22 protein-coding genes and 1 pseudogene are annotated in these 26,837 nt (G+C 39.9%); 19 read left to right on the top strand and 4 right to left on the bottom strand.

The window, feature by feature from the left end; genetic code table 11:
* Window positions 1-83 (bottom strand): annotated as a pseudogene (locus N8L90_RS00965) (transposase); the annotation flags it as partial.
* Window positions 84-156: 73 nt separating this feature from the next.
* Window positions 157-798 carry a glycerol-3-phosphate 1-O-acyltransferase PlsY gene (gene plsY, locus N8L90_RS00960; RefSeq protein ID WP_173214238.1) on the bottom strand — a complete coding sequence of 214 codons (642 nt, stop codon included), beginning with the start codon at window positions 796-798 and terminating at the stop codon, window positions 157-159.
* A 135-nt stretch (window positions 799-933) separates the two neighbouring features.
* Between plsY and parE the strand changes: the two genes are divergently transcribed.
* The 8 genes from parE (at window position 934) to N8L90_RS00920 (ending at window position 12,511) form a co-directional block, all read left to right on the top strand.
* On the top strand, window positions 934-2,877 hold the full coding sequence (gene parE / locus N8L90_RS00955) for a DNA topoisomerase IV subunit B (RefSeq protein WP_261023836.1): 1,944 nt from the start codon (window positions 934-936) through the stop codon (window positions 2,875-2,877).
* Between the two features lie 27 nt (window positions 2,878-2,904).
* Window positions 2,905-3,732 (top strand): aminoglycoside 6-adenylyltransferase, encoded by an 828-nt coding sequence (locus N8L90_RS00950; protein ID WP_203200240.1) that lies wholly within the window; start codon window positions 2,905-2,907, stop codon window positions 3,730-3,732.
* Window positions 3,733-3,761: 29 nt separating this feature from the next.
* The gene (locus N8L90_RS00945; RefSeq protein ID WP_203175498.1) at window positions 3,762-4,322 is read left to right on the top strand and encodes a nucleotidyltransferase family protein; all 561 of its coding nucleotides are present in this window, start codon (window positions 3,762-3,764) and stop codon (window positions 4,320-4,322) included.
* Between the two features lie 477 nt (window positions 4,323-4,799).
* Window positions 4,800-7,280, top strand: coding sequence for a DNA topoisomerase IV subunit A (gene parC / locus N8L90_RS00940; protein WP_261023835.1), 2,481 nt, complete (start codon window positions 4,800-4,802; stop codon window positions 7,278-7,280).
* Window positions 7,281-7,609: 329 nt separating this feature from the next.
* Entirely contained in the window at window positions 7,610-9,661 is a 2,052-nt protein-coding gene (locus N8L90_RS00935; RefSeq protein ID WP_261023834.1) for a thiol-activated cytolysin family protein, read from the top strand.
* Between the two features lie 287 nt (window positions 9,662-9,948).
* Entirely contained in the window at window positions 9,949-10,674 is a 726-nt protein-coding gene (locus N8L90_RS00930) for a CppA family protein (RefSeq protein WP_203175504.1), read from the top strand.
* Window positions 10,671-11,606 (top strand): serine hydrolase domain-containing protein, encoded by a 936-nt coding sequence (locus tag N8L90_RS00925; protein ID WP_261023833.1) that lies wholly within the window; start codon window positions 10,671-10,673, stop codon window positions 11,604-11,606. The genes N8L90_RS00930 and N8L90_RS00925 overlap by 4 nt, the downstream gene beginning before the upstream one ends.
* Window positions 11,607-11,614: 8 nt before the next feature.
* Complete coding sequence (locus tag N8L90_RS00920) at window positions 11,615-12,511, top strand: DMT family transporter (RefSeq protein WP_261023832.1); 897 nt, start codon at window positions 11,615-11,617, stop codon at window positions 12,509-12,511.
* Between the two features lie 147 nt (window positions 12,512-12,658).
* On the opposite strand, the gene N8L90_RS00915 is transcribed toward N8L90_RS00920, so the two are convergent.
* Window positions 12,659-13,357 carry a GntR family transcriptional regulator gene (locus tag N8L90_RS00915; RefSeq protein ID WP_000936183.1) on the bottom strand — a complete coding sequence of 233 codons (699 nt, stop codon included), beginning with the start codon at window positions 13,355-13,357 and terminating at the stop codon, window positions 12,659-12,661.
* Window positions 13,358-13,604: 247 nt separating this feature from the next.
* Between N8L90_RS00915 and guaA the strand changes: the two genes are divergently transcribed.
* From guaA to N8L90_RS00865, 10 genes are all read left to right on the top strand, one after another.
* Complete coding sequence (guaA, locus tag N8L90_RS00910; RefSeq protein WP_000065712.1) at window positions 13,605-15,167, top strand: glutamine-hydrolyzing GMP synthase; 1,563 nt, start codon at window positions 13,605-13,607, stop codon at window positions 15,165-15,167.
* Window positions 15,168-15,523: 356 nt separating this feature from the next.
* Window positions 15,524-16,810, top strand: a complete 1,287-nt coding sequence (locus N8L90_RS00905) for a peptidase U32 family protein (RefSeq protein WP_049521576.1) — start codon at window positions 15,524-15,526, stop codon at window positions 16,808-16,810.
* 314 nt (window positions 16,811-17,124) lie between these two features.
* On the top strand, window positions 17,125-17,325 hold the full coding sequence (locus N8L90_RS00900; RefSeq protein ID WP_001054560.1) for a F0F1 ATP synthase subunit C: 201 nt from the start codon (window positions 17,125-17,127) through the stop codon (window positions 17,323-17,325).
* 33 nt (window positions 17,326-17,358) lie between these two features.
* Window positions 17,359-18,069 carry a F0F1 ATP synthase subunit A gene (gene atpB / locus N8L90_RS00895; protein WP_000392870.1) on the top strand — a complete coding sequence of 237 codons (711 nt, stop codon included), beginning with the start codon at window positions 17,359-17,361 and terminating at the stop codon, window positions 18,067-18,069.
* A gap of 13 nt (window positions 18,070-18,082) precedes the next feature.
* The gene (atpF, locus tag N8L90_RS00890; RefSeq protein WP_001103468.1) at window positions 18,083-18,577 is read left to right on the top strand and encodes a F0F1 ATP synthase subunit B; all 495 of its coding nucleotides are present in this window, start codon (window positions 18,083-18,085) and stop codon (window positions 18,575-18,577) included.
* On the top strand, window positions 18,577-19,113 hold the full coding sequence (locus tag N8L90_RS00885; protein WP_049535203.1) for a F0F1 ATP synthase subunit delta: 537 nt from the start codon (window positions 18,577-18,579) through the stop codon (window positions 19,111-19,113). Before atpF ends, N8L90_RS00885 begins: the two co-directional genes overlap by 1 nt.
* A 14-nt stretch (window positions 19,114-19,127) precedes the next feature.
* Window positions 19,128-20,633 (top strand): F0F1 ATP synthase subunit alpha, encoded by a 1,506-nt coding sequence (atpA, locus tag N8L90_RS00880; RefSeq protein ID WP_000996629.1) that lies wholly within the window; start codon window positions 19,128-19,130, stop codon window positions 20,631-20,633.
* Between the two features lie 15 nt (window positions 20,634-20,648).
* Window positions 20,649-21,527, top strand: coding sequence for a F0F1 ATP synthase subunit gamma (locus N8L90_RS00875; RefSeq protein ID WP_261023831.1), 879 nt, complete (start codon window positions 20,649-20,651; stop codon window positions 21,525-21,527).
* Between the two features lie 199 nt (window positions 21,528-21,726).
* On the top strand, window positions 21,727-23,133 hold the full coding sequence (gene atpD, locus N8L90_RS00870) for a F0F1 ATP synthase subunit beta (protein WP_000094357.1): 1,407 nt from the start codon (window positions 21,727-21,729) through the stop codon (window positions 23,131-23,133).
* A gap of 10 nt (window positions 23,134-23,143) precedes the next feature.
* Entirely contained in the window at window positions 23,144-23,563 is a 420-nt protein-coding gene (locus tag N8L90_RS00865; RefSeq protein ID WP_000068043.1) for a F0F1 ATP synthase subunit epsilon, read from the top strand.
* A 43-nt stretch (window positions 23,564-23,606) separates the two neighbouring features.
* Here N8L90_RS00865 and N8L90_RS00860 read toward each other — a convergent pair whose 3' ends face one another.
* The gene (locus N8L90_RS00860) at window positions 23,607-24,620 is read right to left on the bottom strand and encodes a lactonase family protein (RefSeq protein ID WP_261023830.1); all 1,014 of its coding nucleotides are present in this window, start codon (window positions 24,618-24,620) and stop codon (window positions 23,607-23,609) included.
* 171 nt (window positions 24,621-24,791) lie between these two features.
* On the opposite strand from N8L90_RS00860, the gene N8L90_RS00855 reads away from it, so the two are divergent.
* Window positions 24,792-26,774: a peptide ABC transporter substrate-binding protein gene (locus N8L90_RS00855; RefSeq protein WP_261023829.1), complete on the top strand. Its 1,983-nt coding sequence runs from the start codon at window positions 24,792-24,794 to the stop codon at window positions 26,772-26,774.
* Window positions 26,775-26,837: the final 63 nt, after the last annotated feature.

Genomic DNA, 26,837 nt, shown 5'->3' with positions numbered 1-26,837 from the left:
AATTTATTTGAAAGCTTCTCTAAGCTATATCCTTGTTTTCTAAGTTCATAGATCTGAACTTTATCATCATAAGTTAACTTCATGATAAAAACACCCCAAAAGTTAGATTTTTTTCTGTCTAACTTTTGGGGTGCAGTTCAAATATGAACTGGCGTTTTATTTTTTAGGATGTTGATGGGTTAAGTTTAATCCCCAAGGAACAAGATTTTCAGTCTTATTCTGGATACGTGTGATATTATCCTTATGCCGAATGATAATCAAGCTAGCAAGAGCTAGGATAATAGCGATGAAGAGAGGGTCATAATTGCTCAGGATAAAACCAAAAAGTGGAAAGAGTAGAACTCCGATGACAGCCGCGATAGATGCTGTGACACTAGATAGCGAAATCATACTACCTAGATAGAGGGTTCCAAAGAAAACAACCGCAAGGTAGAGGCAGAAGACAGGCGCAAATCCGAAAATCACACCAGCACTGGTTGCGACAGCCTTGCCTCCCTTAAATCCTGCAAAGATAGGAAAGGTATGGCCAATGACAGCTAAAAGTCCAAAGATAAGAGGCGAAACGCCTTGCAGATGAAACATAATTGGAAGAAGGGTTGCTAGGGTTCCTTTGAAAAAATCAATCACAAAGGTTGCCATTCCCGCTTTTTTTCCTAAAATACGGAAGGTATTGGTCGTTCCAGTATTTCCAGAACCGTGTTCACGCAGATTTGTCTGAAAGAAAATTTGTCCAATCCAGAGACCAGACGGAATCGAACCCAGCAGATAGGCTAGGATTAATAAAACTATTGTAATCATACTCCTATTATATCATGAAATGGAGAAGAAAGGCAGAGAATCTCTTCTGAAATTGTCACACCGGAGAAAGAAAAATTTTGCAAAATCCTTGGAAAACCTGTAGAATAGTAAAGATGAACGAATAGGAGGTTCCTTGTGTCAAAAAAGGAAATCAATATTAACAATTATAATGATGATGCCATTCAGGTGCTAGAAGGGTTGGATGCGGTCCGAAAACGTCCAGGGATGTATATTGGATCGACCGATGGTGCTGGTCTCCACCACCTAGTCTGGGAAATCGTCGATAATGCGGTCGATGAGGCCTTGTCTGGATTTGGTGACCGTATTGATGTGACAATCAATAAAGATGGCAGTTTAACGGTTCAAGACCACGGACGTGGTATGCCGACGGGTATGCACGCTATGGGAATTCCGACCGTTGAGGTTATTTTTACCATTCTTCATGCAGGAGGGAAATTCGGTCAAGGAGGCTACAAGACATCAGGTGGTCTCCACGGGGTTGGTTCTTCTGTTGTAAATGCTCTATCTAGTTGGTTAGAGGTAGAAATCACTCGTGACGGTGCAATCTACAAGCAACGTTTTGAAAATGGTGGCAAACCTGTTACGACTTTGAAGAAAATCGGTACAGCGCCTAAGTCTAAGACAGGTACAAAGGTTACGTTTATGCCTGATGCGACTATCTTCTCTACGACAGACTTCAAGTACAATACCATCTCAGAGCGTCTTAATGAATCAGCCTTTCTCTTGAAAAATGTGACCTTGTCTCTAACGGATAAACGCACAGATGAGTCTGTTGAGTTTCACTATGAAAATGGGGTACAAGACTTTGTTTCTTATCTGAACGAAGACAAGGAGACCTTGACGCCAGTTCTCTACTTTGAGGGGGAAGATAATGGTTTCCAAGTGGAAGTAGCTCTCCAGTACAATGATGGATTTTCAGATAACATTCTGTCCTTTGTTAATAACGTTCGTACCAAGGACGGTGGAACACATGAGACAGGACTCAAGTCTGCTATCACTAAGGTCATGAATGACTATGCGCGTAAGACGGGGCTTCTCAAGGAAAAAGATAAAAACCTTGAAGGGTCAGACTATCGTGAGGGACTAGCGGCCGTTCTTTCTATCCTTGTTCCTGAAGAACACCTCCAGTTTGAAGGTCAGACTAAGGATAAACTGGGAAGCCCCCTAGCTCGTCCAGTTGTGGATGGAATTGTGGCGGATAAGTTGACCTTCTTCCTCATGGAAAATGGGGAGCTTGCTTCCAATCTAATCCGCAAGGCTATCAAGGCTCGTGATGCTCGCGAGGCAGCTCGCAAAGCGCGTGATGAGAGCCGAAATGGCAAAAAGAATAAGAAAGACAAGGGCTTACTTTCTGGTAAATTGACCCCAGCCCAGTCTAAAAATTCAGCTAAGAATGAACTCTATCTAGTCGAAGGGGATTCTGCCGGAGGTTCTGCCAAACAAGGCCGTGACCGCAAGTTCCAGGCAATCTTGCCTCTTCGTGGCAAGGTTATCAATACAGCCAAGGCCAAGATGGCGGATATTCTCAAAAATGAAGAAATCAACACTATGATTTATACTATAGGTGCGGGTGTTGGAGCAGACTTCTCTATTGAGGATGCTAACTATGACAAAATCATTATCATGACCGATGCCGATACTGATGGTGCCCACATTCAGACCTTACTTTTAACATTTTTCTACCGCTACATGCGTCCGCTAGTTGAGGCAGGACATGTCTATATTGCCCTTCCGCCTCTTTACAAGATGTCAAAAGGGAAAGGCAAGAAAGAAGAAGTGGCCTATGCTTGGACGGACGGAGAACTAGAAGAACTCCGCAAACAGTTTGGTAAAGGTGCTACACTCCAACGTTATAAAGGTCTTGGTGAGATGAATGCGGATCAACTCTGGGAAACAACTATGAACCCAGAAACGCGTACCCTTATCCGTGTCACTATCGAAGACCTAGCACGCGCAGAACGCCGCGTCAATGTCCTCATGGGTGACAAGGTCGAACCACGCCGTAAGTGGATTGAGGATAATGTCAGGTTTACGCTGGAAGAAGCGACAGTGTTTTAAGTCACTTTTTAATGAATGGGTATCAACATGAGAGCTGAAACAGAAATGCTAGATCTGATTTTACAGACTGCCAAAACTTTACAAGTCAAAGCTGTCGCTATGTCTGGTTCACGGACAAACCAAAAGACTTCAAAAGACGAGTTTCAAGATTATGATGTAGTCTATGTTGTAGAGAATCTGGACGAGCTGATTACAGATTTATCTTGGTTGGACCGGTTTGGCAAACGCATTATTGAGCAAGAAGTCACCCTTGGTCACCGTCGCCTATATCTCATGCTTTTTGAAGATGGCAATCGGATTGATTTGGCCCTCTGCCCCAAAGACCGCATTAAAGAGTGGGTGGATAGTGAGGCAGGATTCACCGTTTTAGAAGATCCTAATGGTTTGTTTGAACTTTATTCACCGAGTCCTCAACGCTTTTGGACAAATCCAGCTAGTGCGATAGATTTTGAAAATGCCTGCAATGAATTTTGGTGGGTGTCAGCCTACGTTGTCAAAGGGATTTGTAGGAATCAGCTCATCTATGCTATTGATCATCTCTACGGCATTTGTCAACAAGAATTCTTGAAAATTTTGGCTTGGCAGGTTGCAAGTGCTAGGGGGAAAGTCGATATCGGCAAGAACTACAAGTACCTCTTTCAGTATTTGCCTGCTGAGAAAGAGAAAGAATTCTCAAATCTGCTTGATTTTTCAAGTATAGAGAAACTCAGCCAGTCTTTATTGGCTACGATGCAACTTTTCCATAGAGAAGCTCAAAGACTTGCTCAAAAGCTGGGATTTGACTACGATAAAGAAGTGGCTGAGAAGATGATTGAGTATGCTGAGGAAAGAATGAAGAAGTTTGGGAATAACTAGAAAAATGAAAAAGCGAGAGGAGAAGACTCATGATTGAAAAAGTGGAACGCCTCATTACAGAGATTAATCGTATTCATCAAGAATATTCTAAAGATTATTTTGAAACGGGTAAGGTGGAAAAAATCAATCTCAAGCATACCTTTTCAAAAGTTCCGACGAAAGCGATTTTGGCCTACCGTCTGAATTTACATGAGTCAATTAATGACTATCTGATGAAAGCGGATGTCCAAGATATTGCCTATGTTTATCGTGTCAAAACTTCTGAGTCTATTTTAGATAAAATTACACGTTTTTCAGAGCGTCAAGAGGGCTATCCAGTTAATTCAATTCTTAATGATGTTTTTGGTGCTCGTATGATTTTAAGTTCCAAAGAGATAGCTCAAGTCATGGATAAATTAGATGATTGGCAAGAGATTTACGGACTAAAAAACTGGTATTTACGTGATAAAGATGGCTATGTCGGTATTCATATCTATTTTAAAAATAAAAGTAATTTTTATTACCCATGGGAACTTCAACTTTGGGATAAGAAAGATGTAGATAGTAATATCGCCAGCCATATCAAGTATAAACGAGGATTTGTGGAGTAGACTTTTCAAGTGGAAACGACGATACAGGAATTGGATGAAATTCACTTACTCTATATTTTTTCTTTTTCCATAGTATTTACTCTACATTCTTCGAAAGGAGTTGAACACGCCCTGAATGCTATGTGAAATTTCTTATTAACTGAAGCAACACATTTTAAACACATTAAACTACAGAAAGGGTCATTTGGTTATTTGTAGTAACTGAACACGGGACTAATTTTTTCGGAAAAAGTCAAATCGTCTTGACTTCATCGAGCCCTACATCGATTTTCTATTTTTCTACAGACATTTTTGGCAAGCCAAATCGTCCCTTTATATCTTAACCGAACACCTTTTCTGTAAAAACCTACTCTACATTCTTTGAAAGGAGTTGAACACGCCCTAAATGCTAGGTGAAAAAGATAAATTCTCTTGTGAGCTTGCTTACTTCAAGAATTTTCTATTTTCACTTTGTATTTTAAGGGCTCTGTATCCTATATGAGTAACATTCAAAATATGTCCCTGGAGGACATCATGGGAGAGCGCTTTGGTCGCTATTCCAAGTACATTATTCAAGACCGGGCCTTGCCAGATATTCGTGATGGCTTGAAGCCGGTTCAGCGCCGTATTCTTTATTCGATGAATAAGGATGGCAATACCTTTGACAAGAGTTACCGTAAGTCGGCCAAGTCTGTCGGTAACATCATGGGGAATTTTCACCCACACGGTGACAGTTCTATCTATGATGCCATGGTTCGTATGTCACAGGACTGGAAAAATCGTGAGATTCTAGTCGAAATGCACGGTAATAACGGTTCTATGGACGGGGATCCACCTGCGGCGATGCGTTATACTGAGGCACGTTTGTCTGAGATTGCAGGTTATCTCCTTCAAGATATCGAGAAAAAGACAGTTCCTTTTGCCTGGAACTTTGATGATACGGAGAAAGAACCAACTGTCTTGCCAGCAGCCTTTCCAAATCTCTTGGTAAATGGATCTACTGGGATTTCGGCTGGTTATGCTACAGACATTCCTCCCCATAATTTGGCTGAGGTTATTGATGCGGCGGTTTACATGATTGACCATCCAACGGCCAAGGTGGACAAACTCATGGAATTCTTACCTGGGCCAGACTTCCCTACAGGGGCTATCATCCAAGGTCGTGATGAAATCAAGAAGGCCTACGAAACTGGAAAAGGGCGCGTGGTTGTTCGTTCCAAGACTGAGATTGAAAAGCTAAAAGGTGGTAAGGAACAAATCGTTATCACTGAGATTCCTTATGAAATCAACAAGGCCAATCTGGTCAAGAAAATCGATGATGTTCGTGTCAATAACAAGGTGGCTGGTATTGCTGAAGTTCGTGATGAGTCGGACCGTGATGGTCTTCGAATTGCTATTGAGCTCAAAAAAGATGCCAATACGGAGCTTGTTCTCAATTATCTCTTCAAATACACCGACCTACAAATCAACTACAACTTTAACATGGTGGCGATTGACAATTTCACACCTCGTCAGGTCGGTATTGTCCCAATCTTGTCTAGCTACATCGCCCACCGTCGTGAAGTGATTTTGGCGCGTTCACGCTTTGACAAGGAAAAGGCTGAGAAACGTCTCCATATTGTCGAAGGTTTGATTCGCGTGATTTCGATTTTGGACGAAGTCATTGCTCTTATCCGTGCTTCTGAGAATAAGGCGGACGCCAAGGAAAACCTTAAGGTCAGCTATGATTTTACAGAAGAGCAGGCTGAGGCCATCGTTACCTTGCAACTGTACCGTTTGACCAATACAGACGTAGTTGTCTTGCAGGAAGAAGAAGCAGAACTTCGTGAAAAGATTGCCATGCTTGCGGCGATTATCGGTGATGAACGGACCATGTACAATCTCATGAAGAAAGAGCTTCGTGAGGTCAAGAAGAAATTTGCGACTCCACGTTTGAGTGCTTTAGAAGACACTGCGAAAGCAATTGAGATTGATACAGCTAGTCTGATTGCTGAGGAAGATACCTATGTCAGCGTGACCAAGGCAGGTTATATCAAGCGTACCAGTCCACGTTCTTTTGCAGCTTCAACGCTGGAAGAAATTGGCAAACGTGATGATGACCGTTTGATCTTTGTACAAGCTGTCAAGACAACACAGCATCTTTTGATGTTCACAAGTCTTGGAAATGTCATCTATCGACCAATCCATGAGTTGGCAGATATTCGCTGGAAGGATATCGGAGAGCATCTGAGCCAAACCATTACCAACTTTGAAACTAACGAAGAAATCCTTTATGTTGAAGTAGTAGATCAGTTTGATGATGCGACAACTTACTTTGCTGCAACTCGTCTTGGTCAAATCAAACGCGTAGAACGTAAAGAATTCACTCCATGGCGGACCTATAAATCTAAATCAGTCAAGTATGCTAAACTCAAAGACGAGACAGACCAGATTGTAGCAGTAGCTCAGATTAAACTGGATGATGTTCTCTTGATTAGTCGAAACGGTTATGCTCTGCGTTTCAATATCGAGGAGGTTCCTGTTGTTGGTGCCAAGGCAGCAGGTGTCAAGGCTATGAATCTGAAAGAAGATGACGTCCTCCAATCTGCCTTTATTTGCAATACCTCATCTTTCTACCTCTTGACCCAACGTGGAAGCTTGAAACGTGTTTCTATTGACGAAATTCCGGCAACCAGCCGTGCTAAACGAGGACTACAAGTCTTGCGTGAGCTAAAAAACAAACCGCACCGTGTCTTCTTGGCAGGAGCAGTTGCAGAGCAAGGATTTGTTGGTGATCTCTTCAGTACGGAAGTGGACGGGAACGATCAAACTTTGCTTATCCAATCTAATAAAGGAACGATCTATGAAAGTCGATTACAAGATTTGAATTTGTCAGAACGAACCAGCAACGGAAGCTTCATTTCTGACACGATTTCAGATGAAGAAGTTTTTGATGCTTATCTTCAGGAAACTTATAAAGAATTTGAATCTAAGAGATGATAAAAAACAATGAAAAGCTTTGCATTGAGAAATTTGTTGAGCTATATATTTAAGAATTGAATTTGACTATATATACAAAAACGAACAGTGCTGATTCCCAACTTATAGGGACTTAAGCCTGGTCGTTTTCTTGTTTTTAGTGGTATAGACCACTCTTTATTTGAATGTAAAAATATTAACATATGTTCAGTTATTCAATCTAGGTTAATAAAAAAATAATATTTTTTTAAGAAAACGATTGCATCTATAATATTTTTATGTTATACTCTTATTGTTTCAAGAAAGCGCGTTCAAGAAATAATTCGTACAAACATATATAGGAGTTTTTTATGTCTCAAAATAAACAAGATAAAGGATTTCGTTATTCTATTCGTAAACGTAGCGTTGGAGTATGTGGTGTTGCCATTGCAACATTTTTGCTAGGTTCTGGCCTTGTATTTCAAACAAATGTAGTAAAAGCAACAGAACCAAGCGTTGCTGAAGTTGCTGGTGAAAATATTGCTGCTCATAAGTCTGCAAGTCAGAGTTCGACTTATTATGATGCAGATGCTTCTAGAGCGGTTGACGGTAATCTAGATAATGTTTACAGACATCACTCAGTTACTCATACAAATTTTGAAGATCATGCTTGGTGGAAAGTTGATCTAGCAAAAGAAGAAGGTGTGGGAACTGTTCGTATTTACAATCGTGGAGACAGTAATGTAGGAGATCGTTTATCTAATTTTGATGTTATTTTGTTAGATAAAGATGGTAAGGAAGTAACTCGTCAACATGTTGATACCCTAAATAATCAACCAAAAGTTGATGTTCAATTCTCAGGAGTTAATGCACGATATGTAAAAATTGAATTAAATAAATCTAAAACTCCTCTTAGTTTGGCAGAAGTTGAAGTATATCGTGCTGTAAAAGAAGAAAAAGTAGTAGCAGATAAGAAAACAGAAAACAAAGTTAAAACAGAAAATAAAGATAAAAAAGATTATACTGCAGAGCTAAATAACTATTTATTTGGTTTAAATTATGATAAATTAAACATTTTGACTAGAAAAGGAGAAGCGTTAGAAAATTACACTAATACAAGCACAAAACAACAAGGAAATGAATTTGTGGTTGTGGAAAAAGTGAAGAAAAACCTTTCTAATGGTTCTGCAGATGTTGCCATTAATGGTAACGGAGATATCTTCTTAGGTGCTTTATTTAAAGCAAATCAAGACCTTCTAGAAAACAAACCACAACAAATTAGTTTAGATCGTAGCAAAGGTAGCATCAGTGTTGATTTACCAGGAATGGTAGGCGGAGATAGCTATGTAGATGCTAATCCAACTGCAAGTGGTATGCAGGAAGGTGTAAATACCCTGTTAAATCGTTGGCATGAAAAATATGCTGGTAAGAATCCTGCTCCAGCACGCATGCAATACGAATCAACTTCTGCTTATAGCATGAATCAATTAAAAGCAAAATTCGGAAGTGACTTTGAAAAAGTAGGAGTTAACTTAAAAATTGATTTTGATGCAGTTCACAAAGGTGAAAAACAAGTTGAGGTAGTTGATTTTAAACAAGTTTACTTTACTGCTAACTTTGATGCTCCAAAAAATCCATCAGATGTATTTGCCTCAGGAATAACGGTTGATCAATTGAAAGCACGTGGAATTGATGCAACAACACCTCCTGTATATGTATCCAGCGTTTCATACGGACGTCAAATGTATGTTAAGTTTGAAACAACAAGCAAGAGTACAGAGTTGAAAGCAGCAATCAATGCTGTCATCAAAGGTGTGCCTATTAAACCAGAATCTGAATGGGCACGTGTTTTGAAGAATACAACTGTAACAGTTTCCATCGTAGGTGGAAATGCTGATGGCGCTGCACGTGTTGTGACAGGTACAGTAGAAGATTTGAAGAAATTGATTCAAGAAGGAGCTACTTTCAGTACGCAAAACCCTGCTGTTCCAATTTCTTATAAGACTGCATTCTTGAAAGATAATCAAGTAGCCACAATTCAAAGCAATACAGACTACATTGAAACTAAAGTGACTTCATATAAAAATGGTTACCTCAATTTACATCATAAGGGAGCTTACATTGCTCGCTACTATGTTTACTGGGATGAAGTAACTTATGATAAGGATGGAGTTGAAAGCATTCGCTCACGTCAATGGGAAGATAATGGTAAAAACAGAACAGCTGGTTTCCAAACTGAACTTCAATTTAGAGGAAATGTGCGCAATATTCGCGTGAAGATTCAAGAAAAAACAGGTCTTGTTTGGGAACCATGGCGTACAGTTTATAATCGCACAGACCTTCCTCTTGTTCAAAAACGTACCATTGTTAACTCAGGTACAACACTAAGACCAAAATACGATGAAAAAGTTGAAAATAACTAATTTTTCACTTGTAAAAGGAATCAGTTCTAAGAGCTGGTTCTTTTTATTTCTAATATTCCTCCGTAATCAAAAATCAACAAAGACAGTCAATTATTTCTTATCAATCCATTGATTAGCATTCCAGTTTATCCTATCTATTTTTTGACTTTTGTATGTTTCCCTAAAAATGGAGTTTTAGGTCAGCCTTTTGAAGAAAAATTTTTAATGGGGTGAAAATTGGTAAATCTGAGCATAATTTCTTGTAAAAAATTCTAAAATCCTTTAAAATAAAAGAGTTGGAGGAATTTATGAATGTAAATCAGATTGTACGGATTATTCCTACTTTAAAAGTTAATAATAGAAAAATAAATGAAACATTTTATATAGGAACCCTTGGCATGAAGGCCTTATTAGAAGAATCAGCCTTTCTGTCACTAGGTGATCAAACAGGTTTAGAAAAGCTGGTTTTAGAAGAAGCTCCAAGTATGCGCACTCGTAAGGTAGAGGGAAGAAAAAAACTAGCTAGATTGATTGTCAAGGTGGAAAATCCCTTAGAAATCGAAGGACTCTTATCTAAAACAGATTCGATTCATCGATTATATAAAGGTCAAAATGGCTACGCTTTTGAGATTTTTTCACCCGAAGATGATTTGATTTTGATTCATGCGGAAGATGACAGAGCAAGTCTAGTAGAAGTAGGAGAAAAGCCAGAATTTCAAACAGATTTGGAATCAATTTCTTTGAGTAAATTTGAGATTTCTATGGAATTACATCTCCCAACTGATATCGAAAGTTTCTTGGAATCATCTGAAATGGGGGCATCACTTGATTTTATCCCAGCTCAGGGGCAGGATTTGACTGTGGACAATACGGTTACTTGGGACTTATCTATGCTTAAGTTCTTGGTCAATGAATTAGACATAGCCAGTCTTCGCCAGAAGTTTGAGTCTACAGAATATTTTATTCCTAAGTCTGAAAAATTCTTCCTTGGTAAAGATAGAAATAATGTTGAATTGTGGTTTGAAGAAGTATGAAGTGGACCAAGATTATTAAAAAAATAGAAGAACAAATCGAGGCAGGGATTTATCCCGGAGCCTCTTTTGCGTATTTTAAGGACAATCAATGGACGGAGGTCTATTTAGGCTTGAGTGACTCAGAGCATGGCTTGCAGACTGAGGCAGGATTAGTTTATGACCTAGCTAGTGTCAGCAAGGTTGTTGGGGTTGGGACAGTTTTTACCTTTTTGTGGGAAAAAGGTCAATTAGATATTGACAGACCCGTAACCGATTTTTTACCTGAGAGCGATTATCCAGACATCACTATTCGCCAGCTCTTAACCCATGCTACAAATCTTGATCCGTTTATTCCCAATCGTGATCTTTTAACTGCCTCAGAATTAAAGGAAGCGATGTTTCATCTCAACAGACGAAGTCAGCCAGCCTTTCTTTATTCAGATGTCCATTTTTTGCTTTTAGGCTTTATTTTGGAAAGAATCTTTAATCAAGACTTGGATGTGATTTTACAAGAACAAGTCTGGAAACCTTGGGGAATGAAGAAAACTCAGTTTGGTCCTATTGAGCTTGCTGTTCCAACAGTTAGAGGTGTAGAGGCTGGCATGGTACATGATCCCAAGGCTCGACTCCTGGGCAGACATGCAGGTAGTGCTGGTTTATTTTCGACTGTAAAGGATTTACAAATCTTTTTAGAACACTATTTAGCAGATGATTTTGCAAGAAATTTGAGTCAAAATTTTTCTCCTTTGGATGACAAGGAACGTTCTTTGGCATGGAATTTGGAAGGAGATTGGCTAGACCATACGGGCTATACAGGTACCTTTATCATGTGGAATCGTCAGAAGCAAGAAGTGGCTATTTTCCTATCGAATCGTACCTATGAAAAGGATGAGCGTGCTCAATGGATTTTAGACCGCAACCAAGTGATGGACTTGATTCGTAAAGAAGAGTAAGGAGAGACATGTCAAATAGTTTAAAAGGAACTCTATTAACAGTTGTGGCTGGTATTGCTTGGGGCTTGTCCGGAACGAGTGGCCAATACCTGATGGCACACGGAATTTCGGCTCTGGTTTTGACCAACTTGCGTCTTTTAATCGCTGGTGGAATTCTCATGCTCTTGGCTTATGCCACTGCAAAGGATAAAATGCTGGCCTTTTTAAAGGATAGAAAGAGTTTACTGTCTCTTCTTATTTTTGCTCTGATTGGACTTTTTCTCAACCAATTCGCTTATCTTACTGCTATTCAGGAAACCAATGCAGGTACCGCGACTGTACTTCAGTATGTTTGTCCTGTCGGGATTTTGATTTATAGCTGTATCAAAGATAAGGTGGCACCGACACTGGGAGAGATTATTTCCATCATATTAGCCATTGGAGGGACCTTCCTGATTGCAACTCATGGGCAGTTAGATCAGTTATCCATGACACCTGCGGGTCTGTTCTGGGGTCTCTTTTCTGCTCTGACTTACGCACTTTATATCATTTTGCCCATAGCCTTGATTAAGAAGTGGGGGAGCAGTTTGGTCATTGGTGTGGGAATGGTCATAGCAGGTTTGGTCGCCCTTCCTTTTACAGGAGTTCTACAGACTGCTATCCCAACTAGTCTTGATTTTCTCCTTGCTTTTGCGGGTATTATTCTTATCGGTACTGTCTTTGCCTATACAGCTTTCCTTAAAGGAGCCAGTCTGATTGGGCCGGTCAAGTCAAGTTTGTTGGCTTCAATTGAGCCAATTTCGGCTGTTTTCTTTGCCTTCTTAATCATGAATGAACAATTTTATCCCATTGATTTTCTTGGTATGGCAATGATATTGTTTGCTGTAACTTTGATTTCGTTGAAAGATTTACTCTTAGAAAAATAAAAAGACTCTTTGTCCGTGACAGAGAGTTTTTGCATAGTATTTTATACTCAATGAAAATCAAAGAGCAAACTAGGAAACTAGCCGCAGGCTGTACTTGAGTACGGCAAGGCGACGTTGACGCGGTTTGAATTTGATTTTCGAAGAGTATTAATTGTTTTCAAGATAAAATTCAAAACGTTCGCCTACATATTGACTTTTTACGTATTCAAAAGCTGTCCCATCTTCTAGGTAGGAAACCTGGGTCAAACCAAGAATAGCATGTCCTTTTTCAACTTCCAAATAGTGGGCAATTTTTTCTTTAGCGAGACGAGCATAGATAGTCTGCTGTGATTTGCCGATACGATAGCCGTGTTTTTGTAGAGTCTGGAAGAAATGACTAGTGATTTCTTCTTTTTTAAAGTCCTTAATGAATTTTTCAGGAATAGAAGCAACTTCATAAACCAGAGGGACTTGGTCGGCATAACGGACCCGTTCCATTCGGATAATATTTTCGGTAGGAGAAATTCCTAGCTTGGCAACTTCCTGTTCATTGGGAATGGTTTTTCTGTAGGAAATGAGTTGGCTAGAGGGTACTTTACCTTGGGACTTAACAATTTCAGTAAAACTGGTTGTCCCTCTCATCTTTTCTTGTACACGTGTACTGGATACAAAGGTGCCACTTCCTACACGGCGCTCTAAAACTCCTTCTTCGACCAAGAGGGAAATAGCTTGGCGGAGGGTCATGCGACTGACAGCAAACTGCTCTGCTAAGTCTCGTTCACTAGGGAGCCTCTCCCCAATAGCCCAACGATGTTCGTCAATATCCTTTTTAATCTGATCATGGATTTTCATATAAGCAGGTAGCATATTTTTCACTTCATTTCTATCTTTTCTCTATTGTACCTCAATAAACTAGAAAAAGTCAATCTTCGCCTTGTTTATACTCTTCGAAAATCAAATTCAAACTACGTCAGCGTCGCCTTACCGTACTCAAGTACAGCCTGCGGCTAGCTTCCTAGTTTGCTCTTTGATTTTCATTGAGTATTAGTTGGTAATTCGCCCTTATTTGTGATAGAATATTGGAAAAAGATATTTCTTTTGAGAAAGGAAAAAGATGAGCAACATATCAACTGATTTGCAAGATGTAGAAAAAATCATCGTATTGGACTATGGTAGCCAGTACAACCAGCTGATTTCACGCCGTATCCGTGAGATTGGTGTGTTTTCAGAACTAAAAAGCCATAAAATTTCAGCTGCTGAAGTTCGTGAAATCAATCCTGTAGGAATCATCCTTTCAGGTGGTCCAAATTCTGTATACGAAGATGGTTCATTCGATATTGACCCAGAAATATTCGAACTTGGAATTCCAATTTTGGGAATTTGTTACGGTATGCAGTTATTGACCCATAAACTTGGAGGAAAAGTTGTCCCTGCAGGTGACGCTGGAAATCGTGAATACGGTCAATCAACCCTAACTCACACACCATCAGCTCTTTTTGAATCAACACCTGATGAACAAACTGTATTGATGAGCCACGGCGATGCAGTTACCGAGATTCCTGCTGACTTTGTTCGTACAGGTACATCAGCTGACTGTCCATACGCAGCCATTGAAAACCCAGATAAACACATTTACGGTATCCAATTCCACCCAGAAGTTCGTCATTCTGTATACGGGAATGATATCCTTCGTAACTTTGCCCTTAACATCTGTAAGGCTAAAGGCGACTGGTCAATGGATAACTTCATCGATATGCAGATCCAAAAAATTCGTGAAACTGTTGGTGATAAACGTGTCCTTCTTGGCCTTTCAGGTGGGGTTGACTCATCTGTCGTTGGGGTTCTTCTCCAAAAAGCGATTGGCGATCAATTGATCTGTATATTCGTAGACCACGGTCTTCTTCGTAAAGGAGAAGCGGACCAAGTTATGGACATGCTTGGTGGTAAGTTTGGTTTGAATATCGTCAAAGCAGACGCTGCTAAACGTTTCCTGGACAAACTTGCTGGCGTTTCTGATCCTGAACAAAAACGTAAAATCATCGGTAACGAGTTTGTCTATGTCTTCGATGACGAAGCAAGCAAGCTCAAAGATGTGAAATTCCTTGCTCAAGGTACCTTATACACAGATGTTATCGAGTCTGGTACAGATACAGCTCAAACTATTAAGTCACACCACAACGTGGGTGGTCTTCCAGAAGACATGCAGTTTGAATTGATCGAACCACTCAACACTCTTTATAAGGACGAAGTTCGTGCCCTAGGTACAGAGCTTGGTATGCCAGACCACATCGTATGGCGCCAACCATTCCCAGGACCAGGACTTGCGATCCGTGTCATGGGAGAAATTACTGAAGAAAAACTTGAAACAGTTCGCGAATCAGACGCTATCCTACGTGAAGAAATTGCCAAAGCTGGACTTGACCGTGATATCTGGCAATACTTCACTGTTAACACAGGCGTTCGTTCAGTTGGGGTTATGGGTGACGGTCGTACGTACGACTACACTATTGCAATCCGTGCTATCACCTCTATTGATGGTATGACAGCTGACTTTGCCAAAATTCCGTGGGAAGTGCTTCAAAAAATCTCAGTACGTATCGTAAACGAAGTGGATCATGTTAACCGTATCGTCTACGATATTACAAGTAAACCACCTGCAACAGTTGAATGGGAATAGTCATCTAAGGACTAATTTATGTAGTTTAATGAGCCAGTATCATTGGATACTGGTTTTTACTTTTCTAGACTTTTTGGCTACTTGTTAAAATTGGTTTATATTCGATAGTTTAACAATTATTATACAAAGCTTATACTCAATGAAAATCAAAAAGCAAACTAGGAAGCTAGCCGCAGGTTGCTCAAAACAGTGTTTTGAGGTTGCAGATGGAAGCTGATGTGGTTTGAAGAGATTTTCGAAGAGTATTAAAAGATTAGAATTGTCAAAACAATCTGTCTAGGCTTGATTTTATCCCTTATTTACTATAAAATGAGAAGGAAAAACGTCAAACTTTTATATTGCAAATAGGAGAAAACATGACAAAAATATTAAAACGTCCTGAGGTTTTATCGCCTGCAGGGACTTTAGAGAAGCTAAAAGTAGCTGTTCAATATGGAGCGGATGCTGTCTTTATCGGTGGTCAGGCCTATGGTCTTCGTAGCCGTGCAGGTAACTTTACCTTTGAACAGATGGAAGAAGGTGTCCAGTTTGCTGCCAAGTATGGTGCCAAAGTCTATGTAGCTGCCAATATGGTTATGCACGAAGGAAATGAAGCTGGTGCTGGTGAGTGGTTCCGTAAACTACGTGATATCGGAATTGCAGCAGTTATCGTATCTGACCCAGCCTTGATTATGATTGCAGCGACTGAAGCGCCTGGTCTTGAAATCCACCTTTCTACTCAAGCAAGTGCGACTAACTATGAAACTCTTGAGTTCTGGAAAGAACTGGGCTTGACTCGTGTGGTTTTGGCGCGTGAAGTTTCGATGGAAGAATTAGCTGAAATCCGCAAACGTACAGATGTTGAGATTGAAGCCTTTGTTCATGGAGCCATGTGTATTTCTTACTCTGGTCGTTGTACTCTTTCAAACCACATGAGTATGCGTGATGCTAACCGTGGTGGTTGCTCTCAGTCTTGTCGTTGGAAGTACGACCTTTACGATATGCCATTTGGGAAGGAACGTAAGAGTCTTAAAGGTGAAATTCCTGAAGAATTTTCAATGTCAGCCGTTGATATGTCCATGATTGACCATATCCCAGATATGATTGAAAACGGTGTGGACAGTCTCAAGATTGAAGGACGTATGAAGTCTATTCACTACGTATCAACAGTAACAAACTGCTACAAGGCAGCTGTTGATGCTTATCTAGAAAGTCCAGAGAAGTTTGAAGCTATCAAGCAGGACTTGATTGATGAAATGTGGAAGGTTGCCCAACGTGAATTAGCAACAGGTTTCTACTATGGTACACCATCTGAAAATGAGCAGTTGTTTGGTGCTCGTCGTAAAATTCCTGAGTATAAGTTTGTCGCTGAAGTGGTTTCTTACGATGATGCGACACAAACAGCAACCATTCGCCAACGGAACGTCATTAACGAAGGGGACCAAGTTGAGTTTTATGGCCCAGGTTTCCGTCATTTTGAGACTTATATCGAAGATTTGCATGATGCTAAAGGAAATAAGATCGATCGCGCTCCAAATCCAATGGAACTATTGACTATCAAGGTTCCACAACCTGTTCAAGCTGGAGATATGGTTCGAGCTCTCAAAGAAGGTCTCATCAATCTTTATAAGGAAGATGGAACCAGCGTCACAGTTCGTGCTTAATAAATATGTAGGGGACGAAAGCTTTCTAGTTGCTTTCCCTTTAATCCTATTTACTAAAAGAACATTAGGTTAAAAAAATATATTAATTTCCATCCGAGATTTCATCTCGGATTTTTTCATTATTTTTCAGAAAGACCTAGATAATAGACGGATTTATTACAAGTTTTTTCCAAAATTTTCTATATAATAGACTTAAAAATAGTAAAATTGTAAATAATTTTCATTAAACGCTTTCAATGTTAGTAAAAAGTTGACAAATCCAATTTTTAGGACTAAACTAAGTAAGTAAATTTTAATTAAAAGGAGAATTCGTCATGAATTTAACATTTTTCGGTCTATGTCTTGCCTGTATGGGTGTATCTCTTGGTGAAGGTATGTTGATGAACGGTTTGTTGAAATCAGTTGCTCGCCAACCAGATATCATCTCAGAACTACGTAGTTTGATGATCCTAGGGGTTGCCTTTATTGAAGGTACTTTCTTCGTTACTCTTGTCTTTTCATTTATCATCAAATAAAAGAAGTATAAATTGAAAAAGGGAGGATTTTAGATGGAAGAAAGTATTAATCCAACCATCAATATTGGTCCTGTTACCTTTAATTTAACCATAGTAGTTTTGACTTTGTTGACTGTAGCACTTATTTTTGGCTTTATTTATTGGGCAACTCGAAATATGACTTTGAGACCCACAGGAAAACAAAATGTATTAGAGTATTTATTTGATTTTGTTGTTGGATTTACAAAATCAAACCTTGGTCCAATGATAAAGGATTATTCTCTCTTTTATTTCTGTTTATTCCTATTTATGGCCATTGCAAATAATATTGGCTTAATGGCTAGAATTCAGACTACAGATGGTGTAAATCTTTGGACCTCACCAACAGCAAATTTGTCATTTGACTTGGTCTTGTCTTTTACAATTATCTTAATGACTCACGTAGAAGGAATTCGTCGTCGTGGAATCAAAAAGTATTTAAAAGCATTTGTAACACCAGGTTTTATGACACCAATGAATCTCTTGGAAGAAGTTACCAATCTCCTTTCACTTGCATTGCGGGTCTTTGGTAATATCTTTGCAGGGGAAGTGATGGCAAGTATGTTAGTCCTACTTTCTCATCAGGCCTTCTATTGGTATCCTATTGCTTTTGGAACAAATCTAATCTGGACTGCATTTTCTGTTTTTATTTCTTGTGTACAAGCATATGTATTTACATTGTTGTCTTCGATGTACTTAGGAAATAAAATTAATGATGAAGAATAGAAAGGAGTAGTTTATGAATGTAACAGTAGGTGAATTGCTTGGTGATTTTATACTAATCGCTGGTTCCTTTATTCTCTTGCTAGTCTTGGTTAAGAAATACGCTTGGTCAAATTTGACTAGCATTTTCGAACAAAGAGCAGAAAAAATTGCAGCAGATATTGACGGAGCTGAACAAGCACGTCAAAAAGCAGAAGTATTGGCTCAGAAACGCGAAGATGAATTGGCTGGTAGCCGTAAAGAAGCTAAGACAATCATTGAGAATGCGAAAGAAACAGCTGAGAAAAGTAAGGCTAGTATTTTAGCAGATGCTAAACTAGAAGCAGGACGCTTAAAAGAAAAAGCAAACCAAGAAATTGCTCAAAACAAAGCTGAAGCTTTACAAAGCGTTAAGGGTGAGGTAGCAGATTTGACAATCAGCTTAGCTGGTAAAATCATCTCACAAAACCTTGACGGTCATGCCCATAAAGAACTCATTGATCAGTATATCGATCAGCTAGGAGAAGCTTAATGGACAAGAAAACAGTAAAGGTAATTGAAAAATACAGCATGCCTTTTGTCCAATTGGTACTTGAAAAAGGAGAAGAAGACCGTATCTTTTCAGACTTGACTCAAATCAAGCAAGTTGCTGAAGAAACAGGTTTACCTTCTTTTTTAAAAAAAGTGGCAGTAGACGAGTCTGATAAGGAAAAAACAATTGCTTTCTTCCAAGACTCTGTGTCACCTTTATTGCAAAACTTTATCCAGGTTCTTATCTACAATCACAGAGCAAATCTTTTTTATGATGTGCTTGTAGATTGCTTGAACCGACTTGAAAAAGAAACAAATCGATTTGAAGTGACGATTACTTCTGCTCATCCTCTAACAGATGAACAAAAGAGTCGTTTGCTCCCTTTGATTGAGAAAAAAATGTCTCTTAAAGTAAGGAGTGTAAAAGAACAAATCGATGAAAGTCTCATTGGTGGTTTTGTCATTTTTGCCAATCACAAGACAATTGATGTGAGTATTAAACAACAACTTAAAGTTGTTAAAGAAAATTTGAAATAGAAAGTGGTGTTCTTTTGGCAATTAACGCACAAGAAATCAGCGCTTTAATTAAGCAACAAATTGAAAATTTCAAACCCAATTTTGATGTGACTGAAACAGGTGTTGTAACCTATATCGGGGATGGTATCGCGCGTGCTCATGGCCTTGAAAATGCCATGAGTGGAGAGTTGTTGATTTTTGAAAACGGCTCTTATGGTATGGCTCAAAACTTGGAGTCAACAGACGTCGGAATTATCATCCTGGGTGACTTTACAGATATCCGTGAAGGCGATACAATCCGCCGTACAGGTAAAATCATGGAAGTCCCAGTAGGTGAAAGTCTGATTGGTCGTGTTGTGGATCCGCTTGGTCGTCCGGTTGACGGTCTTGGAGAAATCCACACTGATAAAACTCGTCCAGTAGAAGCACCAGCTCCTGGTGTTATGCAACGTAAGTCTGTATCAGAACCATTGCAAACTGGTTTGAAAGCTATTGACGCCCTTGTACCGATTGGTCGTGGTCAACGTGAGTTGATTATCGGTGACCGTCAGACAGGGAAAACAACCATTGCGATTGATACAATCTTGAACCAAAAAGGTCAAGATATGATCTGTATCTATGTTGCGATTGGACAAAAAGAATCAACAGTTCGTACGCAAGTAGAAACACTACGTCAGTACGGTGCCTTGGACTACACAATCGTTGTGACAGCCTCTGCTTCACAACCATCTCCATTACTTTTCCTAGCTCCTTATGCTGGGGTTGCCATGGCAGAAGAATTTATGTACCAAGGGAAACATGTTTTGATTGTTTATGATGATCTTTCAAAACAAGCGGTAGCTTATCGTGAACTGTCTCTCTTGCTTCGTCGTCCTCCAGGTCGTGAAGCCTTCCCAGGGGATGTTTTCTATCTTCACAGCCGTTTGCTTGAGCGCTCAGCTAAAGTTTCTGATGAACTTGGTGGTGGATCAATTACAGCCCTACCATTTATCGAGACACAAGCAGGAGATATCTCTGCCTATATCGCAACCAACGTGATTTCTATCACTGACGGACAAATCTTCCTTGGCGATGGTCTCTTCAATGCAGGTATTCGTCCAGCCATCGATGCGGGTTCATCTGTATCACGTGTAGGTGGTTCTGCACAAATCAAAGCCATGAAAAAGGTTGCTGGTACACTTCGTATCGACCTTGCTTCATACCGTGAGTTGGAAGCCTTCACTAAGTTTGGTTCTGACTTGGATGCAGCAACACAGGCTAAGTTGAACCGTGGACGTCGTACAGTTGAAGTCTTGAAACAACCTGTTCACAAACCATTGCCTGTTGAGAAACAAGTAACCATTCTCTATGCTTTGACACATGGTTTCTTGGATACTGTTCCAGTAGATGATATTGTTCGTTTCGAGGAAGAGTTCCATGCCTTCTTTGATGCTCAACATCCAGAGATTTTGGAAACCATTCGTGATACAAAAGACTTGCCAGAAGAAGCAGTCTTGGATGCTGCGATTACAGAGTTTCTCAATCAAACCAGCTTCCAATAAGAATAGAGGTGTCAGATGGCAGTATCTCTAAATGATATTAAAACAAAAATCGCCTCAACAAAAAATACGAGTCAAATCACTAATGCCATGCAAATGGTCTCAGCTGCTAAGCTTGGTCGCTCTGAAGAAGCTGCTCGCAACTTCCAAGTTTATGCTCAGAAAGTGCGTAAACTTTTGACAGATATCCTTCATGGTAATGGTTCTGGTGGTTCAACCAATCCGATGTTGATTAGCCGTCCCGTGAAGAAGACAGGCTATATCGTCATTACTTCAGATCGCGGTTTGGTTGGAGGGTATAATTCTTCTATTCTGAAAGCCGTTATGGAGTTGAAGGAAGAATACCATCCAGACGGTAAAGGTTTTGAAATGATCTGTATTGGTGGAATGGGAGCTGACTTCTTTAAGGCCCGTGGTATTCAACCACTTTATGAACTACGTGGCTTGGCAGACCAACCTAGCTTTGATGAAGTTCGTAAGATTATTTCAAAAACTGTTGAAATGTACCAAAATGAACTTTTTGATGAACTCTATGTCTGCTACAACCACCATGTCAATACGCTAACCAGTCAAATGCGTGTGGAACAAATGCTTCCGATTGTTGACTTGGATCCAAATGAAGCGGATGAAGACTACAGCTTGACTTTTGAATTGGAGACAGGCCGAGAAGAAATTTTGGAGCAGTTGTTGCCTCAGTTTGCAGAAAGTATGATTTACGGGGCTATTATCGATGCCAAGACAGCTGAAAATGCTGCCGGTATGACAGCCATGCAAACAGCGACAGATAATGCTAAGAAAGTCATTAATGATTTGACAATTCAGTATAACCGTGCCAGACAGGCGGCGATTACACAAGAAATTACAGAAATCGTAGCGGGTGCTAGTGCCTTAGAATAGGCTCTAGTCCAGCTCGTATGAAAATGAACTTATACTCAATGAAAATCAAAGAGCAAACTAGGAAGCTAGCCGCAGGCTACTCAAAACACTGTTTTGAGGTTGCAGATAGAGCTGACGTGGTTTGAAGAGATTTGCGAAGAGTATTAGGACCTAGTTGAGCTAGGAACCGACAGTATCTTATATAGAATAGGAGAAGGAGATGAGTTCAGGTAAAATTGCTCAGGTTATCGGTCCCGTTGTAGACGTCTTGTTTGCAGCAGGGGAAAAACTTCCTGAGATTAACAATGCACTTGTCGTCTACAAAAATGACGAAAGAAAAACAAAAATCGTCCTTGAAGTAGCCTTGGAGTTGGGAGATGGTATGGTCCGTACTATCGCCATGGAATCAACAGATGGGTTGACTCGTGGAATGGAAGTATTGGACACAGGTCGTCCAATCTCTGTACCAGTAGGTAAAGAAACTTTGGGACGTGTCTTCAACGTTTTGGGAGATACCATTGACTTGGAAGCTCCTTTTACAGAAGACGCAGAGCGTCAGCCAATTCATAAAAAAGCTCCAACTTTTGATGAGTTGTCTACCTCTTCTGAAATCCTTGAAACAGGGATTAAGGTTATCGACCTTCTTGCCCCTTACCTTAAAGGTGGTAAGGTTGGACTTTTCGGTGGTGCCGGAGTTGGTAAAACCGTCTTAATCCAAGAATTGATTCACAACATTGCCCAAGAACACGGTGGTATTTCAGTATTTACTGGTGTTGGGGAACGTACTCGTGAGGGGAACGACCTATACTGGGAAATGAAAGAATCAGGCGTTATCGAGAAAACAGCCATGGTATTTGGTCAGATGAATGAGCCACCAGGAGCACGTATGCGTGTTGCCCTTACTGGTTTGACAATCGCTGAATACTTCCGTGATGTAGAAGGCCAAGACGTGCTTCTCTTTATCGATAATATCTTCCGTTTCACTCAGGCTGGTTCAGAAGTATCTGCCCTTTTGGGTCGTATGCCATCAGCCGTTGGTTATCAACCAACCCTTGCTACGGAAATGGGTCAATTGCAAGAGCGTATTACATCAACTAAGAAGGGTTCTGTAACCTCTATCCAAGCTATCTATGTGCCAGCGGATGACTATACTGACCCAGCGCCAGCAACAGCTTTCGCTCACTTGGATTCTACTACAAACTTGGAACGTAAGTTGGTACAATTGGGTATTTATCCAGCCGTTGACCCACTTGCTTCAAGCTCACGTGCCTTGGCACCTGAAATTGTTGGAGAAGAGCACTATGCAGTTGCTGCAGAAGTAAAACGTGTCCTTCAACGTTACCATGAGTTGCAAGATATCATTGCTATCCTTGGTATGGATGAGCTTTCTGATGAAGAAAAGACCTTGGTTGCACGTGCCCGTCGTATCCAGTTCTTCTTGTCACAAAACTTTAACGTTGCGGAACAATTTACTGGTCAGCCAGGTTCTTATGTTCCAGTTGCTGAAACTGTTCGTGGCTTTAAGGAAATCCTTGATGGTAAACATGACCACTTGCCAGAAGATGCCTTCCGTGGTGTAGGTTCTATCGAAGATGTGATTGCAAAAGCTGAAAAAATGGGATTTTAAGAGGTGATCTATGGCTCAGTTAACTGTCCAGATCGTGACACCAGATGGTCTCGTCTATGATCACCATGCCAGCTATGTATCGGTTCGAACTCTGGATGGTGAGATGGGGATCTTGCCACGACATGAAAATATGATTGCGGTTTTAGCAGTTGATGAAGTAAAGGTAAAGCGTATTGATGATGAAGATCACGTGAACTGGATTGCAGTAAACGGAGGCGTTATTGAAATTGCCAATAATACCATCACAATCGTTGCGGATTCTGCAGAACGTGCTCGTGATATCGATATCAGTCGTGCAGAACGTGCCAAGCTTCGAGCAGAGCGTGAAATTGAAGAAGCACAAGATAAAAACTTGATTGACCAAGAACGTCGTGCTAAGATTGCACTGCAACGTGCCATTAACCGGATTAATGTCGGAAAAAGACTATAAGAAAAAATGAACTTGAGTTATCAAGTTCATTTTTTATGTTTTCTTAAGGTGCAAAACTGATGCAGACCGCTTCTGGAACATGGAAGTCGTTGGAAAGTTCTGCTAGACGACCAGTTTCAGGATTACGTTTAAAAACGGTTGCATTGTCAGAGTCTTGATGGACAGCAATGACAAATTCTTGGTCTGGTGTCAAATCAAAATCACGTGGAGTCTGACCATGTGTCGGAATGATTTCTAACAACTCTAAACTACCGTCTGCAAGGATTGTATATACTGCGATAGAATCATGGCCACGGTTAGAAGCGTAGAGGTATTTACCGTCTTTAGAGAGACGAATAGCAGCAGTACCATTAAAGCCTTCATAACCGTCTGGTAGAGTTGAAATGACTTGCATGCGTTCAAATTCACCAACACCATCGTAAATTAAAACTTCTATAGTGCTATTGAGTTCACAAATCAGATAAGCGATTTTATAGTGATTATGGAAAATGATATGGCGTGAGCCTGCTCCTGGCTGGCTATGATAGGTATAGAGCTTAGATAATTTTCCTTCTGGATCAATATCATAAGTAATTACTTGGTCAGTACCCAAGTCGCAGGTCACTAGATAGTGGTCAGGTGTTAAATCTGTATAGTGAACATGTGGAGAAGCTTGATTTTCATGTGGACCTTGGCCGCTGTGTTGATCTACATCACTAAGTAGAAGACGACCATCTTCCTGTCGTTTATAAACAAGTACCTGTCCTTTATGGTAGTTGGCAGCATATACCAAATCACGCTTTTCATCCACAGCCACATAACAATGGGGAGCTCCTTCTTCAACGACATGATTTAATAAAGTACTGTCAGTTTGATAGGCTGCAATTCCTCCCTTGTCATCCTGACTACCAACAGTGTATAAATGTTGGTGCTGATCAAAAGCAAGATAGGTTGGACTTGGTTCAGGAGCAAAAAGTTCTAGATTTGCAAGTTGACCAGTGTCTGTATCAAAGTCTGCTTTGTAAATCCCTTGGGAAGTACGGCGTGTATAAGTTCCAAAATAAACAGTTTCTTTCATGACTATACCTCTATATAAAGATAAGACTATTATATCACAAAAACTGTAGTTGGAGGGACTCTATAACACATTGGATAAATATAATAAAATATTAAATTAGACTTAGTTTTTTATTGATTTCCTACTAAAAAGTGCTATAATAATCCTATCAACTATTAAAGGAGTTTTACTATGAAAAAACGTGCTTTCTTAGTAGCAGGTGTAGCAGTGTTATCAGCAGCAGTGCTAGCATCGTGTTCATCTGGTAATGCTAATAAAGAAGCAAATAAACCAGTTACTTATGCCTATGTATTTTCATCAGATCCTTCGACTCTGGATTATACAGTTTCTGGAAATGTCAGCACTAAACAGGTCACAGGTAACGTTATTGACGGTTTGCTTGAAAATGACCAATATGGGAATCTTGTTCCATCAGTTGCAGAAGATTGGACTGTTTCCAAAGATGGTTTGACCTATACCTATAAAATCCGTCAGGGTATCAAATGGTATACCAATGAGGGGGAAGAGTATGGTGAAGTCAAGGCTCAAGACTTTGTGACTGGTCTGAAACACGCAGCAGATAAGAAATCACAGGCTCTTTATCTCGTACAGGATTCTATCAAAGGATTGGATGACTATGTAAATGGGAAAACAACAGATTTTTCTAGTGTTGGGGTAAAAGCAACTGACGATTATACTGTTGTTTATACTTTGAACCATCCAGAATCTTTCTGGAATTCAAAAACAACAATGGGAGTCCTTGCACCAGTTAATGAAGACTTTTTAGCTTCTAAAGGAGATGACTTTGGTAAACCAACGGATGTAACAAGCATTCTATACAATGGGCCTTATCTCCTAAAAGGTCTTACATCTAAGTCTTCTATCGAAATGACTAAAAACCAAAACTACTGGGATAAACAAAATGTCTTTATTGATGATATCAAGTTATCTTTCTTTGATGGTCAAGATGCAGACTCTCTAGGACGCGGTTTTGATGAGGGACACTATCCAGCTGCACCACTCTTTAAAAACTCTGCCAACTATGAACGTCTAAAAGAAAAATACAAGGATAATATTGTGTATGGTCAACAGCGTGGAGGAGTTTTTTATATCTCAACCAATATCGACCGTGTAAATTACAATCACACTGCTAAAACAAGTGATGCAGAAAAAACTTCTACTAAGAAAGCCTTGTTAAACAAAGATTTCCGTCAAGCCTTGGCTTTTGCGGTAGATCGTAAAGCAGGGATCTCTCAAGTATTTGGTGATGAAGTAGGACCTCGTAAGTTACGGACAAGTTTCACTCCTCCAACATTTGTTCAAGTAGGAGATCAAACATTTGGCCAAGTTACTAAGACAGAATTGGATAAATTGGATAATATCTGGAAAGATGTCAGTCTTGATGATGCCCAAGATTCACTTCATAATGTAGACAAGGCTAAGGCTAAGTTTGAAGCTGCTAAGAAAACTCTCCAAGCTGATGGAGTACAGTTCCCAATTCATTTAGATTTGCCAATTTCTTCATCAAATCCAGATTTTATTCGTCAGGTTCAGTCTTATAAACAATCCATTGAGGAAGCCTTAGGCTCTGACAATGTAGTTGTTGATATTCAACAAGTTTCTGATGACGAATTGGGAAGTATGACTACTCTAGCTACTTCCAATGCAAGTACTGACTGGGATATTAATGCAGTCAGTGGTTGGACTCCAGACTTTGCAGATCCATCGACTTATCTAGATGTATTTGATCCAACTTCAGGTCCAAGTCTCCTAAGTGCTCTTGGTGTGGCACCAGGAACAGACAATCCAGTTATTAAAACAGTTGGATTGGATAAATACAAAGAACTGATTGATGATGCAAATAGTGAGAAAACAGACCTTCAAAAACGTTATTCCAAATATTCTAAGGCCCAAGCTTGGTTGTCAGATAGTGCACTTGTTATTCCAGTATACTCTGATGGTGCTCAAATGCTAGTGACGAAAATGGTTCCTGGCAGTGGTGCCGGTGGCTGGGTAGGTGACAAGACTAGTGAAAATAGCTACAAGTATCTGAAAATCCAAGATAAGATTGTCACTACTAAAGAAATGGATGAGTTCCGCAAGAAATTCGCTGATGAAAAAGCCAAATCCAACGCTGATTATCAGAAGAACTTAGACCGTCATATTCAAGACTAATCGAATCTCCTCTTTTGAGGAGATTTTTTATGTTGCGGTCTCCATGTAAGCACTTTAAAAAAG

Origin of the sequence: Streptococcus mitis (assembly GCF_946190115.1) — a bacterium.
GTDB lineage: Bacteria > Bacillota > Bacilli > Lactobacillales > Streptococcaceae > Streptococcus > Streptococcus mitis_CO.
Note: the sequence above shows the minus strand (reverse complement) of the source record. Positions and strands in the feature narration are given on the sequence as shown.

Bases quoted from the DNA above. Each gene is read 5' to 3' on its own strand.
- plsY (WP_173214238.1), bottom strand. From the start codon at position 798: ATGATTACAATAGTTTTATTAATCCTAGCCTATCTGCTGGGTTCGATT.
- N8L90_RS00950 (WP_203200240.1), top strand. From the start codon at position 2,905: ATGAGAGCTGAAACAGAAATGCTAGATCTGATTTTACAGACTGCCAAA.
- N8L90_RS00945 (WP_203175498.1), top strand. From the start codon at position 3,762: ATGATTGAAAAAGTGGAACGCCTCATTACAGAGATTAATCGTATTCAT.
- parC (WP_261023835.1), top strand. From the start codon at position 4,800: ATGAGTAACATTCAAAATATGTCCCTGGAGGACATCATGGGAGAGCGC.
- N8L90_RS00935 (WP_261023834.1), top strand. From the start codon at position 7,610: ATGTCTCAAAATAAACAAGATAAAGGATTTCGTTATTCTATTCGTAAA.
- N8L90_RS00930 (WP_203175504.1), top strand. From the start codon at position 9,949: ATGAATGTAAATCAGATTGTACGGATTATTCCTACTTTAAAAGTTAAT.
- N8L90_RS00925 (WP_261023833.1), top strand. From the start codon at position 10,671: ATGAAGTGGACCAAGATTATTAAAAAAATAGAAGAACAAATCGAGGCA.
- N8L90_RS00920 (WP_261023832.1), top strand. From the start codon at position 11,615: ATGTCAAATAGTTTAAAAGGAACTCTATTAACAGTTGTGGCTGGTATT.
- N8L90_RS00915 (WP_000936183.1), bottom strand. From the start codon at position 13,357: ATGCTACCTGCTTATATGAAAATCCATGATCAGATTAAAAAGGATATT.
- guaA (WP_000065712.1), top strand. From the start codon at position 13,605: ATGAGCAACATATCAACTGATTTGCAAGATGTAGAAAAAATCATCGTA.
- N8L90_RS00905 (WP_049521576.1), top strand. From the start codon at position 15,524: ATGACAAAAATATTAAAACGTCCTGAGGTTTTATCGCCTGCAGGGACT.
- N8L90_RS00900 (WP_001054560.1), top strand. From the start codon at position 17,125: ATGAATTTAACATTTTTCGGTCTATGTCTTGCCTGTATGGGTGTATCT.
- atpB (WP_000392870.1), top strand. From the start codon at position 17,359: ATGGAAGAAAGTATTAATCCAACCATCAATATTGGTCCTGTTACCTTT.
- atpF (WP_001103468.1), top strand. From the start codon at position 18,083: ATGAATGTAACAGTAGGTGAATTGCTTGGTGATTTTATACTAATCGCT.
- N8L90_RS00885 (WP_049535203.1), top strand. From the start codon at position 18,577: ATGGACAAGAAAACAGTAAAGGTAATTGAAAAATACAGCATGCCTTTT.
- N8L90_RS00875 (WP_261023831.1), top strand. From the start codon at position 20,649: ATGGCAGTATCTCTAAATGATATTAAAACAAAAATCGCCTCAACAAAA.
- atpD (WP_000094357.1), top strand. From the start codon at position 21,727: ATGAGTTCAGGTAAAATTGCTCAGGTTATCGGTCCCGTTGTAGACGTC.
- N8L90_RS00865 (WP_000068043.1), top strand. From the start codon at position 23,144: ATGGCTCAGTTAACTGTCCAGATCGTGACACCAGATGGTCTCGTCTAT.
- N8L90_RS00860 (WP_261023830.1), bottom strand. From the start codon at position 24,620: ATGAAAGAAACTGTTTATTTTGGAACTTATACACGCCGTACTTCCCAA.
- N8L90_RS00855 (WP_261023829.1), top strand. From the start codon at position 24,792: ATGAAAAAACGTGCTTTCTTAGTAGCAGGTGTAGCAGTGTTATCAGCA.